This is a genomic window from Singulisphaera sp. GP187, from assembly GCF_900129635.1.
In the GTDB taxonomy this organism is placed as follows: domain Bacteria; phylum Planctomycetota; class Planctomycetia; order Isosphaerales; family Isosphaeraceae; genus Singulisphaera.
Map to the genome: position 1 here is coordinate 2,018,975 of NZ_FSRB01000002.1, position 17,060 is coordinate 2,036,034.

General features: G+C 63.3%; 9 protein-coding genes. 4 read left to right on the forward strand and 5 right to left on the reverse strand.

Annotation, left to right across the window (positions count from 1 at the left end):
* Nucleotides 1-10 precede the first annotated feature (10 nt).
* Entirely contained in the window at nucleotides 11-2,128 is a 2,118-nt protein-coding gene (locus tag BUS42_RS32380; RefSeq protein WP_074314013.1) for a vWA domain-containing protein, read from the forward strand.
* Between the two features lie 346 nt (nucleotides 2,129-2,474).
* Nucleotides 2,475-3,866: a calcium-binding protein gene (locus BUS42_RS32385; RefSeq protein WP_074314015.1), complete on the forward strand. Its 1,392-nt coding sequence runs from the start codon at nucleotides 2,475-2,477 to the stop codon at nucleotides 3,864-3,866.
* Between the two features lie 285 nt (nucleotides 3,867-4,151).
* Here the strand turns inward: BUS42_RS32385 and BUS42_RS32390 are convergent, their stop codons facing one another.
* The 3 genes from BUS42_RS32390 to BUS42_RS32400 form a co-directional block, all read right to left on the reverse strand.
* Nucleotides 4,152-5,519: a transposase gene (locus tag BUS42_RS32390; protein WP_074304734.1), complete on the reverse strand. Its 1,368-nt coding sequence runs from the start codon at nucleotides 5,517-5,519 to the stop codon at nucleotides 4,152-4,154.
* A gap of 246 nt (nucleotides 5,520-5,765) precedes the next feature.
* Nucleotides 5,766-6,971: a metallophosphoesterase gene (locus tag BUS42_RS32395; protein WP_074314017.1), complete on the reverse strand. Its 1,206-nt coding sequence runs from the start codon at nucleotides 6,969-6,971 to the stop codon at nucleotides 5,766-5,768.
* Nucleotides 6,961-8,760 (reverse strand): response regulator, encoded by a 1,800-nt coding sequence (locus BUS42_RS32400; protein WP_083670893.1) that lies wholly within the window; start codon nucleotides 8,758-8,760, stop codon nucleotides 6,961-6,963. The genes BUS42_RS32395 and BUS42_RS32400 overlap by 11 nt, the downstream gene beginning before the upstream one ends.
* A 488-nt stretch (nucleotides 8,761-9,248) precedes the next feature.
* Between BUS42_RS32400 and BUS42_RS32405 the strand changes: the two genes are divergently transcribed.
* Both BUS42_RS32405 and BUS42_RS32410 read left to right on the forward strand, forming a co-directional pair.
* Nucleotides 9,249-9,833 (forward strand): hydrolase, encoded by a 585-nt coding sequence (locus BUS42_RS32405; RefSeq protein ID WP_074314025.1) that lies wholly within the window; start codon nucleotides 9,249-9,251, stop codon nucleotides 9,831-9,833.
* 36 nt (nucleotides 9,834-9,869) lie between these two features.
* A complete protein-coding gene (locus tag BUS42_RS32410; protein ID WP_254053934.1) occupies nucleotides 9,870-11,063 on the forward strand; it encodes a pyridoxal-phosphate-dependent aminotransferase family protein in 1,194 nt (397 codons plus the stop codon).
* A 407-nt stretch (nucleotides 11,064-11,470) separates the two neighbouring features.
* On the opposite strand, the gene BUS42_RS32415 is transcribed toward BUS42_RS32410, so the two are convergent.
* The gene (locus BUS42_RS32415; RefSeq protein WP_074314031.1) at nucleotides 11,471-16,300 is read right to left on the reverse strand and encodes a M56 family metallopeptidase; all 4,830 of its coding nucleotides are present in this window, start codon (nucleotides 16,298-16,300) and stop codon (nucleotides 11,471-11,473) included.
* A gap of 15 nt (nucleotides 16,301-16,315) precedes the next feature.
* Nucleotides 16,316-16,696, reverse strand: a complete 381-nt coding sequence (locus BUS42_RS32420; protein WP_074314033.1) for a BlaI/MecI/CopY family transcriptional regulator — start codon at nucleotides 16,694-16,696, stop codon at nucleotides 16,316-16,318.
* Nucleotides 16,697-17,060: the final 364 nt, after the last annotated feature.

The following is a 17,060-nucleotide window of genomic DNA, read 5'->3' on the forward strand; positions in this document are numbered from 1 at the left end:
AGACGGCGGAATGAATTTCGGCAGTCTGAGCGGCTTGAGCTCCAGCGTCCAGTTCGCGAGTCCGCTCGGGGCGACAGCCTGGGCGGTGCTCGCCGGAATTCCCGTCGGGATCGTCGCGCTCTACTTTCTCAAGCTCCGTCGGCGCCCCGTGCAGGTTCCGAGCACGTTGCTCTGGAAACGGAGCATCGAGGACCTGCACGTCAACAGCCTCTTCCAGCGGCTCCGCAGGAACCTGCTGCTCTTCCTCCAACTGGCAGCCGTCTTGCTGGCGATGCTGGCGCTGACGGGGCCTAGGATCAAGGGGACGTCGACCCAGGGACAGCGGTACGTCCTGGCAATCGATAACTCGGCGAGTATGTCGGCCACCGACGTCAAACCGTCGCGGCTGGCGCTCGCCAAGGAGGACGCCAAGAAGGTTGTGGCCTCAATGGAATCGGACGACCTCGCGATGGTGATCGCCTTCTCCGACGGCGCCAAGGTGATCTCAAGCTATACGGGAGATCGCCGGCTGTTGGCCCAACGGATCGACTCGATCACTCCGACCGAGTTGTCGACCACCCTTCGCGAGGCGCTTCAGGTTGCGGCCGGCCTGGCCAATCCGTCGCGACAGGTGGGAGAAGGGGTGGTGGCGACCCAACACGTCCCGCCCAAGTTGAAAATCTATACCGACGGCGGCTTTGCCGACGTCGAAGGGTTCAGCCTGGGAAATCTCGAGCCCGAAGTCATCGTGATCGGTCCCCCGCCGCCTGCCGTGTCCGCCACGCCCGACCCCAAAGTCGGAACAGCCACCCGGACCAAGCCGCCTTCGGACAATGTCGCCATCCTCGCACTCCAGTCGCGGCGAAATGATGAGCGTATTGACACGTATCAGGTCTTCGGACGAATCCACAACTATCGTGGCGAGCCGGTCGCGACCGAGGCCCAGCTCCTGAGGCACGACCCGAAAAAACCCGGCGAAAAGGGCAACCTGATCGACGCGATTGCGCTCAAGCTGGCACCCCAGAGCGATCAGTCGTTCAAGTTCGAGCTGCCCGACACGGGGATGGCGGAGCTCGAAGTGCGCTTGCTGGTCGATGATTCCCTGGCGTTGGACAACCGCGCGTTCACGGTTGTCGGCAACCCGCGCAAAGCGCAAGTGTTGGTCGTGACGGCCGGCAACCGTTACCTGGTGGATACCCTCAGAACGCCGACCGCCGTCGAGCGTGCCGACGTCACGGTCGTGACCCCCGAGGAGACCAAGACCGACGCGGTCGCCCGCGATCTCCGATCGGGCCGATACGACCTGGTGATCTTCGACCACTTTCGTCCCGAGTCGTCTCCCGCGGCGAACACGCTCTATTTCGGTGTGCTTCCTCCCGGCCCCGCCTACGCGAAGTCGAAAGTTCAGGAGCAGCCGATCATCCTCGACTGGGATGTTTCCCACCCGCTCATGCAGTACGTCCGCGACTTACCCACCGTCGCGATTCTCAAGGCGGTGACGGTCGAGCCCCCGCCCGGCTCGACGAATCTGATCGAGGGCAATCAGGGGCCGCTTGCGTTCGTGGCCCCGCGCGAGGGTTACTCGGATACCGTCGTCACCTTCGCGCTCATGGATGGTGAAAAATTTAACACGAACTGGTATCGGAATATTAGCTTTCCGCTGTTTCTGTTCAACAGTCTCCAAGTTCTGGGGAATGCTCGTGAGTCGGGCGGCGATGAGCTCCATCTGCCGGGGCAGTCGGTCGTCCTACGTGCGGAGTCGTCCAAGGGGCAGGTCAAGGTCACGTCGGCCGACGGCCGGCAGGTCGAGACCCTGTCACGCACGCTTCAGGGGACTTATGTGGACGATCAGGTCGACGCGACCGGGATCTATCACGCCCGTTGGGAACCCGACGGCCTACTCGCGTTCGCGGTGAATCAGTTCGACGCACGCGAGAGCGACCTGGCGACTCGCGGTCTGGTCCCCGAAGGGGTTCCGCCTGATTCCACCCTGGCCGAAAGCTACAAGATCAAGATCGGCTACAACCCCGTCTCCGGCACCCGCAACCCGCGGCCGATTCGCAAGGACTGGTGGAAGCCGCTCGCGGCGATGGCCCTCGGCATCGTACTTCTGGAATGGTATATTTACAACCGCCGTGTTTATGTCTAAGCGACTGCGTGAACAGCGGTTCGCTGACGCGGTGCGCGCACTGCCGTCGGTCTGAGTCCCAACGGGGCGGCCCAAGGAATCCCGGTGCATTCGCTGGCTGGAAAGGCGAGCGGGGAGCGTAAGGCCCCTGGCTTTGTGAAGACGTGTTATCGCGATTTTCGCCCGGATTGCACCCAAAGAAAGACTTGAATGACTCCTTGAACGCTATGAGATCCGGGCATGAAATCAAAATCTGGCGATTCCATTGGAAATGAGGAGAGCGGCAGCCGTTTCATGAGGATGACCCTGTGGGGTCGGTGCGAACGGCATGGCGTTGGGTCTGTGGATACTCGTTGCGGGTAGGGTCATGACCAACATTGAAACGTTCTCGAGACAGCCCCGCTTTGCGCCCGGGGCGAAGGTCCGGGTGAGATCCGGTGTCGCGAGTCCCGACTTCGCGGATATTCCCCTGGGCGGCTGGACCGGGACGGTCGAGGAAACCGGGGACTCTGAAGTTCCGATCCATTACAAGATTGAGTGGGATCAGAGAACGCTCGACGCCATGCACCCGGTCTACCTCAAGCGTTGCGCGCGGGACGACCTCGAGCCGGAGTTCGTTTGGCTCGCGGAATCAGACGTTGAGCCGGACGACGGGACGGTGGTGCCAATCGCTCAGCCGACCGAGATCCAGACGCCGCCGCTTTCGGAGTCGGATCAGGACGATCGGGTTCGCAAGGTGTTCGGGTTGACGCACGACGACCCGCTCCCCGAGATCTGTCATGAGACACTTCTTGCCTATTATGTTTATTTGACGACGCACTTGAAGTTCCCATTCACCACCACTTACTCGGTTGACTCGGAGGAGGTCGGCCCCTTCGCTCACAAACGGATCACCATGAAAGTGACCGGCTTGCTCGATCCCGAGGGCGAGAACCTGGATCTCGAAGATGGTCTGATCTGTACGTGCGACGATCGGGGCGAGGCGATCGAGATCCCGCTCGCCAATATCGAGGTCAAGCGAAAAAGCCCGAACTTCAAGCTGATCTCGGATTACGAAAACTGGTTCGTGAGCGGGCCGCGCTCGTACGAGGACGATGTCGACCCGGATGCTGAATTTGAGGCATTCGGGGCCGATGTCCCGCCGCTGACGGTTTCGTTTTTCATCAAATGGGGCCTCGTCGGCCTTGTCATCGTGAGCCTATTGGGGGCGGCGATCGGGGCGGGCCTGCGGACGTTGAACGGGGCCGGGCTGGCTGCCATGCTCTGGGGAATCCCCCTGGGGATGCTCGGGGCACTCGTATCGGGTTTGTTCGGCAAGATCGCGGGGACTGTGGGTCGGTTCCGCTACGGGGCGCACTTCGGGGTCTTTCTGGGTTCGTTCGTGGGAGGCTTGTCCGGGGTGATTGCCGGAGTGGCGGCCGTGGCGCTGCCCTGGAGCCTCGTGGGCCTCGTTGCCGGGATCCTCTGGGGACGCCATCTCTCTGCGCGGCCCCGGCGGCTGTTGGCGCTCCTCCGGACCGGATCGTACGCATTGCTCGGCTCGTGCTGTGGGATCCTCGTCTCGGCATTCAAGCATGACCAGGCACGGGCGACCGCGGGAGCTGTCTCAGGCATACTCATCGGCTTGGCGGTGGTCGCCGGGCTCATCCTACTTAGAATCATGATCGGTTTGATCAAGAGCCGACCGACGGGAGTCGATGAGCCCGAGAAAGCCGTCTGGGAACTCGAAGCGCCCGACCACACGCGAGGGCAAACTTGATTGAGAAACCGGCGCTGGCCGCATGAACGCGGTTTTCGCACGCGTCGTACACACCCCAGTAAGAAAAGATGACGGCATGAGAAGGCACGCAGAAGCGGAGCCTGACTCCAGTGGCCTCGGCCGGCACATGCCTGCTCTAAACAGATGGAACTGGTTTTTCGGGATATTGAATGATGTACAAGCTCTGGGTGCCACGGGTTGGACTCAACCCGTGAGCCAAAAACCTGGGCAAATCACTCACGGGTTGAGTCCAACCCGTGGCACCCAACGTCGATTACTGATGCCTCATCCTACTGCACTCATGTGCTTGTTTAGCAAGGCTTTCTGTTCCTGAGTCAGGGTGTGGAGCACAGGCGGTTTCGGCGGCTTATGCGGTTTGCGACGAGGCCACTTGCGTGTGGCTTTCGGGCTCTTCTGCTTCCGGCACCCGGCGCGGCAGCCCGCGAGTCGCTTGTGGTAACACTTGGCCTTGGGTTTCACGGCCGCGTCGATCTCCTTGCGGATCTCGATCAGAACTTTGCGGGGGCTGATCACTGGGCCATCGGTCGCCGACGCCGACGCCGGCCGAAGCGCCAGGTCGGCATGCGCCAGGAGGATCTGCGTGGCCAGCAGTGACAACTCGGCCTCGCGATGCACCAAGGCCACCGTGCGGCTAGCGAGTTTCAATTTATTGATTATACGCTTGTATGTGCGAAATAGTCCTTCATTACGCCATCTCCAGCGGTAGAATTTGGCGGCCGTCGCCGCCGACATCCGGGCTGGGTCGAGGACGTCGGTCAGGAGCCAGACGTCGCGTTTGACCGACCCCTTACCCTTGCCCTTGGCCGGGATCCGGATCAAGCGGCATTGGATCGGCGCTTCCCCTTTCTTCTGGACATAGTTCGGCCAGTACAAGACAGGGCCTTCGGTCCAATCCTCCAGGTTCGCCACTTCGAGGGTGTAGAGGTCGACCCGCGACGACATCCGGAACAGGAACGATCGCTTGACACCGAGGATCGCCCGGACCAGATCGAAGCCCATATAAGCGGCGTCGCAGACGATCAGGGCCTCGGGCGAGAGGGTGGCGAGCAAGTGCCTCAAATGCTCTTGCTCGGCCGCGGTGCCCGGGCCGAGTCGCCACGACCAAAGCAGTCCCGTGGGCAAGTGGACGAACGCCGTCAGCCAGACGTTGGGGGCCGCGTCGTTCTTGCCGGCCTGCCCGAGTCCCCGTTCCAACTCGGGGGTGCGGGGGCACTCGATCCGCGAGCCGTCGCAGCCCATCGGCTCGAAGCCGTCGACAATCCGCCGCGACCCCAGTCGGGCGTGGATCTGTTGCCGAACCCCCGCGGCCAACGCCCTGAGTTGTCGCATGGGGACGCGTCGCATCGCTTTCTGGAAGCCGACGAGGGTCTTTCCCGGGCGTCTTCGCGACTCATGGCAGGCGACGTAGTATCCCCGGGCCTTCTCAAACCTCTCGGACTCGGAGTCGCCGGTGGCCCAGGTCATGGCGAGCATGACCACGACCAGTGGCTGGAGATCCCACCGCGGCGCCGACCGCCTTTGAGGAACAACCCCTCGGGCTTGCTTCCAGACCGTCGGGGTGAGAAACTGTCGGACATAGCCGATCAACGACTGCGGTTGCTGCAAGCCTTGCAGCGTCCGAGCTGCCTTCATCGCCGTTCTTCCTCAATCCAGGTGAGTGCCGGTTGCTAGCCGCACCCATCATGACGAAGAACGGCGATTTTTTGCCCCCCCTTCTCTCGAACGAACCGCAGCCACGGAGCGGCAGTAATTCTCTGGTCCGGTGAGAGTTACATCCGTTGTTGACGACGCCGAGTTACTGACGTTGCGTGGCACCCAGTAGCCTCTGCATCCCTGCGATTACCGATCAGAAAATCAATGAACACCGCGGCCAACGGCTTAGTGGAATACGCTGGGAGTCGAATCCTGAGACTGGCGCGTGTGTTGGGGGCTCGATGAGGACAGTGACTGGTCACGGCCAATGCGGAGCACGAGGCGGCTGATTTCGGGGACACAGCCGAAACGGATCGGATGTTTGCCTGCCACCCCTTGGCTGACGTGCAGCAAGGTTCGGCCCGCGCGGAAGTAACCTCGATCGTAGCGTCGGGAGTAGCGGCTCGGCATGAAGACGGGGCCGACCCCAGGCAGACGGATCTGGCCGCCGTGGTTGTGTCCCGAAAGCATCAGGTCGATCCCGCCGTCCACGGCGCCCTGGAACTGGTCGGGCGAGTGGCTGAGGAAGAGCCGGAAATCGGCGTCCGGGGCCGCGCTGAGGTCGAGTTTCGGTCCCCACGGCGTGGACGTCCCTCCCAGTGCCAGGGTTAGGCCCTCGATTTCGAGTTGCGTCCAAATTCCCTCGAGATCGATAAACCCGGCCTCCTCGAGACGCCTCCGGACCTCTACGGGGTGATGATCGAAGTCGTGGTTGCCCAAGATCGAATACGTTCCTCGCCGCCCGCGCAACCGCGACATCACGGGGACGATCCAGTCGAGCGCACGGTCGTTGTCGATCAGGTCGCCTGTGAAGACGACCAGGTCGGCCGGCCATTCGGCCGCCTCATCGGCGACATGTTCGAAGAACCGTTGTTGGAAGCAAGGGGCGAAGTGGAGATCGCTGATCTGTACGATGCTGAGACCGTCCCAGACGGCCGGTAACGTCGGCAGCGTGACCGTCCACTCGCGTTTCCGGAGCCGGAACGAGTCGTGCCCCTTGATTCTCAAGAGCCAGGAATGACGCCCGGAGCCGATCAGGTTTTCTTTCCCGAACCGATGAGCCAGGTCGATATCCGACGTCTCCTCGGCGATGCCGTCGGGGATCCGGCGGCGATGGAGGAGCAACGAGCAGACCGGGATCCCGACCAGCGCGACCACCAGACAGAGGAGGGAATAAGCGAGGATCGGCCAGGACGAAGGGGTTCCCCCGCCTTGGAAAAATTCCCAGACCATGGCCGTCGAGACGAGGAGTACAAGCGCCAGGTAGCATTTCCCGACGCGTCCCCTGACCGGTGGCTTCAAGCCCACACCGTGCAGCAGGTTCGTGAGGTAGACGAAGACCCCCGCGTGGCCGATGGCCACCAAGGCCGCGATTGACCAGTTAAGCATCATGCACGGTTGCCTTGGGAGGAGGAGAATCGAGTGCGTCGTCCTGGTTGTCCGAGGGGGGCGGGACAGGGAGCGGAGCCGGTGGTCGGGGCGAGTTCGGTGCGGGTATCGGGCTCGACGGCCGAAGCGCTTGCTCGACGGCCTCCATCAGCCGGTCGGCGCGGAAGGGTTTATAAAGCACGGTTTGCAACCCTTCCTGGCGTGCCTTGACGATCGAGTGTGCGGGATCCCAGCCAAACCCGGTCATGAGGATGATCGGCACTCCGGGCTGCACTTCACGGAGCCGGCGGTAGGTCTCGAACCCGTCGAGGTCGGGAAGCCGGATATCGACGAGCGCCGCCGCATACGGGGTCTGCCTGGCCAGGGCGATCGCCTCGTGCGCATCGCGTGCCGTTTCGACAATCGCGCCGTGGGATCCCAACAGATGATGGGCCGACTTGCGGATCATCTCGTCGGCGTCGACCACCAGGAGTCGAGCACTGGAAAGCCGGGGCGCCGGCCGAGGCGTGCTTCGCTTCGGTTCGGGCGCGATCGAGGTACCCACTTTATGGATCAGGCTCCGGATCTCACGGGCCCGGACCAGGAGATGCCGGAGTCGAGCGATGATATCGTCGTCGTGCCCGGCATAGCGGTCGAGCACCGTCGTGCCGTCGTTGAGGATATCGTCCAGGGGGATGGCCAGCTCGCGGCTGATGGCCTCGACCGACGCTGTCGCCGCGCTGAACTTCTCGGCCTGGAGCAGGTCGAGCGTGTTCAAGGCCGAGGCGACGTTCCGGGCATAGATCTCGAGGAACTGCCGGTCGCGCTCGTCGAACGCGTTCGATCGCGCATTCTCGACGTTGAGTGTCCCGATGACCGTGCCGTGGTAAATCAAGGGAACCGTCAGCGAGCTTCGGGCTCCGGCGGCCCCTTCGAGGTAAAGCGGGTCGTGGGTGGTGTCGGGACAGAGATAGCTCTGGCCGGTCGCCGCGACGAACCCGGTCACGCCATTGTTTTCTTTACGGGCGTAGAGCTCGCGGTTGGCGGCGCTTGGCGTCATCCCTTCGGTCAAGAGCGGGATGAGCTTTCCGCTCGGGCGGTCGAGCAAGCGGATCTCGATGAAGTCGAGACCGAGCAGGTCCTTCATGTGCCGCGTGATGTTGTACTTGAGCAGGTCGGTCCGCTCCTCGACCCCCAACTCCGACAACTCCTCGGGCGTCAAGTCGGCGAGCTCATCGCCTGCTTTGTGGATCGCGTTGACCTTCAACTGCTGCTGAGTCTCGTCGGTGATGTCCCGAGTCAGCGCGATCAACTGGGTGAGACTCTGGGACGAGTCAAAAACCGGCGTCACGGTGACTCGAAGATAGCGATTGGCACCGATCCGCAGTACGGTGCTCGCGGGCGTTTTCGACGCCACGGCGGAGGTGAACGGACAGGGGTCGGGACCGATCACTTCGGGATTCCCGAGCGCCCGATAGAACTTGCCGCCAATCGTCTCAACCGCCTGGTCGGCGAGCGAGTGAAATTCCGGGTTGGCCCAGATCACCCGGAGGTCGGGATCGACGATTGCCACGCCGTCGGCGATGGCGTCGAGAATCTCTTCCGCCTGGATCAGCACACCCGCCCAACGGACGGCCGTCAGTTGGGCGGTATCGACGTAAACCCCGTCGAATTCCTGATCTCGCAGTAAGACCAAGGCACGCGCCATCGTTCGCGCCGTGACGATCTCATAACATTGTGAGAGTTGCTCGCGCGGCGACGAACCGAGGTGACTGTCGCGCTCGATAACTAAAAGCCGAGGCTTGCCCGCCACACGTGTCGCTCCCGCTAAGACGCGGCACGTCCGGCCCCGCGCCGAGGGGCCGCTCCATACCGGCTCAAGATTCCCCATCCTACAGCCTCTCCCCTGCTTCGGACAAGTCGAGCACACGACTGACGTTGAGAATCCCGCTCGTGATGCCTCATCCTCACCACATCTCGCTCGCTGACGAACGCCCTTGGGGGTCGGTACACCCCTTCCTCGTCTACGCTCATTCGACCGAACATGTTGGAGACTTTGTTTGCCGATTCGCCCCTTTTTTTTCACGCGATCCCGCTTCCGAATTCGCCAAACCGGCCGACGGCGTGTGGCGGATCCACCGTAACTTCACGAGCCAGGTGGGTTGCACCTCGGAGCCGGACCGCGGGCGTGCTCGCGTTTTCGGAGCAAGCCGAGCGCGCGGCTTGACACGGCCTCGATTCGGCCACTAGCATCGCTCAAGCCCCTTCCTCGACACGATCTTGCCGCTGGAGCGCTGGTCAATGCGTTTAACCGAACGCCTCACCGGACATCATGGCGCCCTGCTGGTCGTCGATGTCCAAGAGAAGCTGATGGCACGGATCAAATACCGTGACCTGGTGGTCGCGAATGCGGTGCGGCTGGTCCGTGCGGCGGAGATTCTGAAGCTGCCTTTTTTGGCCACAGAGCAATACCCCGAAGGGCTGGGCCCGACCGTTGCGGAACTGGCCGCTCTGATCCCGGACCGGCACTCCAAGACGACGTTTCATTGCTGTGCGGTTCCCCAGTTCCTTGAACAGCTCTATGGACATCACATCAAGCACGTCACGCTCGTGGGAATCGAAGCCCACGTCTGCGTCGCGCAGACGGCGCTCGAGTTACTGAAGCTTGGTTTCGCCGTCCAGGTGCCGGCTGACGCCGTGGCGTCGCGGACGACGATGGATTGGAAATTCGCGCTCCGCCGGCTCGAAGCGGCGGGCGTGGTTCTGACAACGACCGAGGCGATCCTTTTCGAGTGGACCGAGCGCTCGGATCGGCCCGAATTCAAAGCGATCAGCGCGTTGGTCAAGTCGTTTCAGCAACCCGGTCTGCCCCAGGGTGAACATTAAACGAGGAGCCTCTCCGTGTCCGGAATTGAACGCCCCATGCCTCCGTCTCCTCTCAGCCCCTCGCCTCGGCTCCTCCTGGGTCCTGGACCCAGCGACGTTCACCCGAGAGTCCTGGCCGCCCTCGGTCTGCCGTTGCTCGGGCACATGGATCCCGAGTTCATCGCCTTGATGGACGAAACCCAGAACCTGCTCCGCTACGTGTTTCAGACTGAGAATCGGCTCACGCTCGCGGTCTCGGGAACAGGCTCGGCCGGGATGGAAGCGGTCGTCGTCAACCTGATCGAGCCGGGCGACTCCATGCTCGTTTGCGTCAACGGCGTCTTCGGCAGCCGGATGGTCGACGTCGCCGAACGCGCGGGGGCCAAGGTCACGGTGATTGAACGCCCCTACGGCGAAGTCTTTGATCCGGAGGAGGTCCGGGCCGCGGTCAAGCGGGTCGGACCGAAGGTGGTCGGCATCGTCCATGCCGAGACTTCGACCGGGGCCTGGCAACCCGTCGAGGAGATCGCCCGGATCGCTCATGAGGCGGGTGCCCTCATCGCGATCGACGCGGTGACCTCGCTCGGTGGTGTTCCGGTCAAGATCGACGAGTGGGGGATCGACGCGGTCTACTCGGGAACCCAGAAGTGCCTGAGCTGTCCGCCGGGCCTTGCCCCGGTCTCGTTCAGCGCTCGCGCCGCCGAGCTGATCGCCAACCGAAAAACGAAGGTGCAAAGCTGGTATCTCGACATGTCGATGATCCAGAAGTACTGGGGAAGCGACCGCGTCTATCACCACACCGCGCCGATCAGTATGAACTTCGCGTTTCGCGAGGCGCTCGCCCTGGTCGTGGAAGAGGGGCTCGAGGCCCGGCACGCGCGTCATGCCTTGAACGCAAACGCCTTGAAAGCCGGCCTGGCCGCCATGGGGATTGGCGTTGTCACCGTCGCGGGGCATCAACTCCCGCAACTCACCTGCGCTCAGATCCCCGACGGAATCGACGACATGGCCGTGCGCCGTCGGCTCTTGAGCGACTGGGGAATCGAGGTTGGTGGTGGCCTCGGCTCTCTGAAGGGGAAGGCCTGGCGAATTGGTTTGATGGGGCACAACTCGCGTCAGGCCAACGTGAGCTTGCTGCTCGCCGCTCTGGAAACCTGCCTGCGCGACCTCGGGAGCACCTTGGAACCGGGCGCGGGCCTGGCGGCGGCCTCAGAGGTCTATCGCCAAGCTCAGAAGTCGACTGGCAATTGAGCCTGGTCCGCGAGGCGTCAACGCTTCCTAACGATTCCCGAAGATGGTCCGCGTATTGCGGACCATCTTCGATTATGGCCTCGTTGGAAGTAGGGTCCGCGATGTTGACCCATGACGGATGGTGATGGTCCGCAAAGAGCGGACCCTGCTGATTCGCTCTTCCGCCGCTGGCGGTTGTATCGCCCAGCAGATCCGCGATCGTGCCCTGAATGCGGCTGGTGCCGTTTGTGACCCGGTCCACCGCCGCTTCGGGACCACTTTCCAGGTCGCGCTGTCGTTCGTCCCAGGTCGCGGCGAAGCGTCCAGGCGCGAGCCAGGTCCCAGGGGGCACTCGCGCTCGGACGATACGCTGACCATCGCGATGGGCTCATCGGAATCGGCTCCCCGTGGAGATGATCCTCTGGTGGTCAATCCTTCAATGGGATGTCGCCGAGGTCCGTGGTTTCGCCCGGTCGGACCGCGGCATCTTTGAATGCAAACCGCCGCTCCTGGGTGATCTTTGCCCAGCTTTCGGCCACCAGCGAATAGTCGCATCCCGTCGGCACGTTGGGCACGGTGAATCGCCCGTCATTGCCACACGCGATCTGGGGCAGACGCAGGGAGAAATCGCCGCCCGGTTTGAGGCCTGGCCGGATGATCGCCCCCGAGACCGGATTTCCGTCGGGATCCACGATCCGGCCGGTGATCGTCGCGGACGGTTCGAGCTTTACGACGACGGGGCCTTCCTTGTCATCGCCTTCCTTGACGTGAATCAACCGGCCGAGCTTTCGCCCCTCGTGGACCAACCAGACCATCCGATCCTCTTCGGGTCCCAGGGTCACCACATCGATCTCGGCCTGGGCCTCAGGCTCGATCTCGTACCCGCCGCGATCGCGGCAGCCGCCGGTTTTCACCCCCGTCACGGGCTTCCCCTGCGGGTCGACCACCCGAAGGTGGATCTTCGCCCCCGGATCCAGCGTGAGGTCGAGATCGACGACCTCAGTGTCCTCGGCAGGCTCGATCTCTTTCATCGAATCGGGGAAATAGCGACTCGCCGTGATCGGGTTGTGAACGGTGGCGAAGTGCCCGTGCTCGTTCATCCCCTGGATCGACTCGGCGCCGGCACCGCGGCGATAGGGCTTGCCCGTAAAGACCACAGCCCCGACGATCGCTCGACCCGGCAGCCCGACCAGGCGGTAGGTCCCGTCGGCCTTGCTCTGGTATCGATCTTGATAGCCAGCTCCAGCTCTGTAGACGCCGCCGCGGAATTCGGGGGTCGCCTGGACGAAGTGATTCTCCACAAAGGGCAGGTAATGGAGCCAGGCCCCTGCGACCGGCGCACCCGTTTCTTTGTCCGTGAGCTTACCCTCGATCCAGATCCCCCTGTGCAGGGCGATCTCGACCGAAATGGCCCCCAACCCCGGCGTGTCGGGTATGGCGACGCCCTGCATGAAAAAGGGCTGATCATCATTGGGTACGATCAGCAGCTTGTTTCCGCGGCCTTTGGGGAATCCCGCCAGACGGAACCGGCCCTCGCCATTGGTGCGGGTCTTGTTGAGGTTCTTGATGACGCCGACATTGGAGCCAGCAAAGCTGAGGCTCCGGACCTCGACGTCTTTCATCACCTTCTTGGTCTTCTCATCGCGAACGACACCCTCGACGACCCGGCCCGGCGCGGCCGTGAAGGTCAGGTCAGCTCCATAGACGGTCTGATTCCCGGGACCGAAGTCGTTATGAAATCCGCGAGTCGGGAACGGCTCGATCCGCCGCGTCACGAGGTCCAGGGTCGTGTAGGCGACCGTGGGTCCTGCGATCGAAAGCGTGACGACCTTTTCAGCGTTGAGGCCCTCGATGCGGAACCGGCCCTGGGGATCGGTCTCCGCATTATCTGAGGGCTTCTCCTTGTCCTCCTCAAGGTGCCGGTACGCCGCCCAGGGCGGCTCGCCCCTCCGCACGGCCTCCAGCCAGGGGGTCAGGTCGCCGCCCTTCGCCTTGGAGATCGAGTCGACCTGAACCGTGACCCCCGGAATCGGCCGGCCCTCCAGGTCGACGATCCGCCCGGTAATCGGCATGTCCGCCGGCTTGGGCTCCGGGTTGGGTTTGGGCTTGTCCGACGGTTTGAGTGCCGTCGCTGTCGCGTCGGCCCGTTTGACCTTGGGCGCTTCGATCCGGATATCGCCGAGGTCGATGAGCTCCCCCGCGCGAAGCGTACCACCGAAGGTGGGCCCGTCGTCGATCGTCCCTTCTCGGAGTTGGAACGTGTACTCGGGGACGAGGGCCTTGATCGTGAATCGGCCTTGGGTGTCGGTCTCGACAAGTCCGTTCGGATAGCCCCACCACTTTTCCTGATCGGGCGTCCGATAGGCCAGCCGCATCGGCATCCCCGGGCGCGGCTTTCCTTGGGAATCGACCAATCTCCCGGTCGCCATCGCTCCGGTCCGCATCCGCACGGTGACCAAGGTCCCCTTCTCCTGGGGGGGCCGCACGATTCCGACGAGCCCCCGCTCCGGATGCAGGAAGACCAGGTCGCGCGGCGGCTCCTTGGGGGCCATTCCGGAGACGGTGAATTCAGCCGTCTTCATGGGCTCCAAGGAGTCCACGGCCCAGCTTCGCGCCCCGGTCATCGGCTTGCCGTCGGGACCGAGTACAATTCCCGGGAAAGTGGACCCCGGGTCGAGGGTGATGTCCCGGTGCAGCGAGTTGGAGCCGCGGGGCGGATCGACCTCTGCGAGGGCCGAGTAATTGCTCGTGAAACCCAGATGGTACGGGGCCGTGCTCAACTCCCGTTGCTGGGTCCCGAATTCATCGTCTCTCTCGGGCGCGGAGAGATAATCGGCCCGTCGCAACACGGCGACCAGACCAGGACCGGGCAAGCCGGCGATCCGATATGAGCCGTCCTCCTGGACCGGGTGGTGATGGGAAAAGACCGAACCGTCGAACTCGGGGTATTCGGCGAGGCTTGGATTCTTGGAGTGGGCGAAATACTCCACGAATCCTGTCACTGGCTTACCCGTCGCCTTGTCGGTGATCTTCCCTTCGATCCAAACCCCTCGCCTCAGCTCGATCTCGAGCGACACCGGCGCGAGCCCCGGACCGTCGGGCACCTCTTTGACGCAGGGTGCGTACGGTTGATCCGCCTTCGGGACCGCCACGATTGTGTTCCCCTTCCCCTTCGGCATACCCGTCAGCCGAAAGTGGCCCTCGGCATCGGTGACTGTCTGGGCGATGTCATCCAGGTAATTGGGGCGGGTCGCCAGCGTCCGACTGCGGATCGGGACGCCCGCCAGTGGCTTCTTGGTGTCGGCATCCCGGACGACTCCGACGATCGGCCGCGTCGGCGCAGCGGCATGGCGAAAGCTCGCGCCGAAGTAGGTCGTCGCGACAAGCGGCTCGCCGGTTTCGTGATCGCCGCCGCCATGCGGGACTTCCACAGCCTTGCCCGGCCGGGTCAGGACGCGCAGTTGCTGGCTGACAACCTTCGGACTTTCGAGCTGGAGCCACGCGACGCGGTTTCGGCCGATACCCGTGATCCGGAAGCGGCCTTCGGCGTCTGTCAGGGCTGTGGAACTCGGCTCGAGGGTGTACCGTGAGAGGTACCTGTGTTCGAGCTCCCAGGGATCACCTTCCTTGCGTTCAACCGCGGCCAGCCAGGGGCCAAGGTCGTTCAGTGGCGACGCATTGATCTGGATCACCCGGAGGCTCGCGCCAACGATCGGATTCCCTTCGAGGTCGACGATCTGGCCGTCAATCGGCGCATCATCGACTTCCAGTTGCAGCCCCAGATTGTCCAACCGGTCGCCCGGACTCGTCTTGACCCAGCCGACCCCGAACCCCGGGGCCCCCGCCGACACGATCCGACTGTGCTCGAACTCCCTCGTTTCGGGAACCTCGATGATGAATCGGCCATCGGCCCCTGCCGTCGTGGAAACAACCAAGGTGTTGGGCTTACTCAGGTATCCATAAGCCGGAGTGAGATAGACAGTCGCTCCCGGCACTGGCTTCCCATCAGGGTCGATCACCTGGCCATGGACTGTCCGGTTGTCGTCGGCCTTCTCCGCGGCGTCAGGCTTCGGCGCTTCGACCTGCGGGGCCGCTGCCTTGACTTCCTTCCTCGCCCCGCTGACGCCGAGCAGCCCCGCGAGCAGGGTTCCTGCAATCCCGGCGATCAGTGCCGCTGCCACGGTCCGCCGTCCGGCACGGGTGCTGAGCGACCGTGAGGAGTCGAGGATCCGCACGACCCGCTGTCCGAGCAATGATCGGAGCGAGCTGATCCCCACCCCCGAAAGCGCGGTCGGCGGTAGCGCGCGACCCGCCAGTTCGACCAGATGGCCGGCGTATCGGGCGCGGTCGGCGCCATGCTGCACCACGTAATCGTCGCAAACCTCCTCAGCGGTCACCTCCAGCCGGCGTGAGAGGATCCAGAGCAACGGTTGGATCCACAAGTTCGCCGACGCCAATCGCCTCAGCAGGTTCCAGAGCCCGTCGCGGCGGGCGAGGTGCGCCAGTTCGTGAACGAACGTCTCGCGGAGATTATCGACGACGTCGTCCGGAAGCAGAATTGCCGGTCTCCAGAGCCCATCCAGACACGGGCTGAACAGGAATGGGCTTCGCAAGACGCTCGGCGCGGTCAGCCTCAGCCGATCCGCGATCTCGCGACAGAGCGCCTCAGCGTCGGCCTCGACCGGGACCGCCGCGGACCGCAGGCGAGCCATCCGCCGCTGACCGATCAAGAGCCTCACCATCAAAACGACCGATCCGATCAGCCAGACCGCGAAGGCAATCCCCGCCATCGGCATCAGGCTCAACAGGTGAGACGGAGCAGGCTGTTGAGTCTCCAATATCTTCGGCTCAACCATCGGGATTGGTTGCACCGGCGGCTCGGGATTCGGACTCATCCCTGCGATCGAGGAAATCGACTCGAGCCCCGGCTCGAATCTCTGGGCGGGTCGAGCCTCGTCGATCGGCTGTTGCCGCAATTCGGCACCCAGTTTCATCCCCGTGGACACCTCGGTCCTAGGTGGCGGGAGGCGGAGTTTGAATCCGTCGACGCCGGCCCAGGTCAACAGCGCCGAGGCGATCGGACAGACCAAAACGCCCGCCAGCGTGGTTCGATAAACGGCCGACTGCACGGCGGGGCCCGACTTCCTGACCAGCCGGCCGGCGAGCAGGCCGATCCCGAGGAGTAACGTCGACTGCGCGAGCCAGGTCAACGCAAGGCCCATCAGAAGCGTTGTGAGCGTTGCAAGATCGTGCGACATGGCAACCCCTTTCGGTTAATCCTTGCGCCTCTGGTCGATCAAGCGATGGAGCTCGTCGAGCTCCTTTTTCGAGAGCTGCTCGTTGGTGAGCAGGTGAGCGACCAGACTGCCGACGCTCCCGCCAAAGACCCGCTCCAAGAGATCGCGGGTCGCGGTCTTTTTGACCCGGTCCTCTTTGAGTTGTGCGTAGAAAAGGAAAGTCCTGCCCTCCGCAGAATGGCCGACCGCTCCCTTCGCCTCGAGCTGACGCAAGAGCGTCTGCACGGTGCTGTGCGCCACCGATCCCGGCTCCGACTCGTTCAGAGCGTCCGTGATCTCGCGGGCGGTGATTCTCCCGCGCTCCCACAATTCCTGCATGATGCGGAATTGCATCCGCCCCAGTTGCGTCTCGCCCATCGCCCGCGCCTCCCCGACCAAGTTTTTGTTTACCATGATAGATCTACTGGAGTAAACGATTGGCGCCAAGGGGGTGCCGCATCTCTTCTCCCGAGGAAATTGAGTCGGATGAGGCGTCGAGGTCGAGGCGTTCGACAGGCACCGGTGAACCGGCACCCCGGTTGGTTGTGATGCGATCCCGGGCCGGGACCACGTCGATCCGCGGCGAGCGATCGTTCGGGACCCTTCTTCTCTTAAGTCGGTCCTGCTGGCCGTACCCAAAGGACGGCCTCCAGATGCTCCAATCTCAGGGACGCACTTTATGTGTTGGCAATTATGGATGCGAGAATTGTGAAAGGTGGGCGAGCGTAAATATTGGCTTAGC

Bases quoted from the DNA above. Each gene is read 5' to 3' on its own strand.
- BUS42_RS32380 (WP_074314013.1), top strand. From the start codon at position 11: ATGAATTTCGGCAGTCTGAGCGGCTTGAGCTCCAGCGTCCAGTTCGCG.
- BUS42_RS32385 (WP_074314015.1), top strand. From the start codon at position 2,475: ATGACCAACATTGAAACGTTCTCGAGACAGCCCCGCTTTGCGCCCGGG.
- BUS42_RS32390 (WP_074304734.1), bottom strand. From the start codon at position 5,519: ATGAAGGCAGCTCGGACGCTGCAAGGCTTGCAGCAACCGCAGTCGTTG.
- BUS42_RS32395 (WP_074314017.1), bottom strand. From the start codon at position 6,971: ATGATGCTTAACTGGTCAATCGCGGCCTTGGTGGCCATCGGCCACGCG.
- BUS42_RS32405 (WP_074314025.1), top strand. From the start codon at position 9,249: ATGCGTTTAACCGAACGCCTCACCGGACATCATGGCGCCCTGCTGGTC.
- BUS42_RS32410 (WP_254053934.1), top strand. From the start codon at position 9,870: ATGCCTCCGTCTCCTCTCAGCCCCTCGCCTCGGCTCCTCCTGGGTCCT.
- BUS42_RS32415 (WP_074314031.1), bottom strand. From the start codon at position 16,300: ATGTCGCACGATCTTGCAACGCTCACAACGCTTCTGATGGGCCTTGCG.
- BUS42_RS32420 (WP_074314033.1), bottom strand. From the start codon at position 16,696: ATGGGCGAGACGCAACTGGGGCGGATGCAATTCCGCATCATGCAGGAA.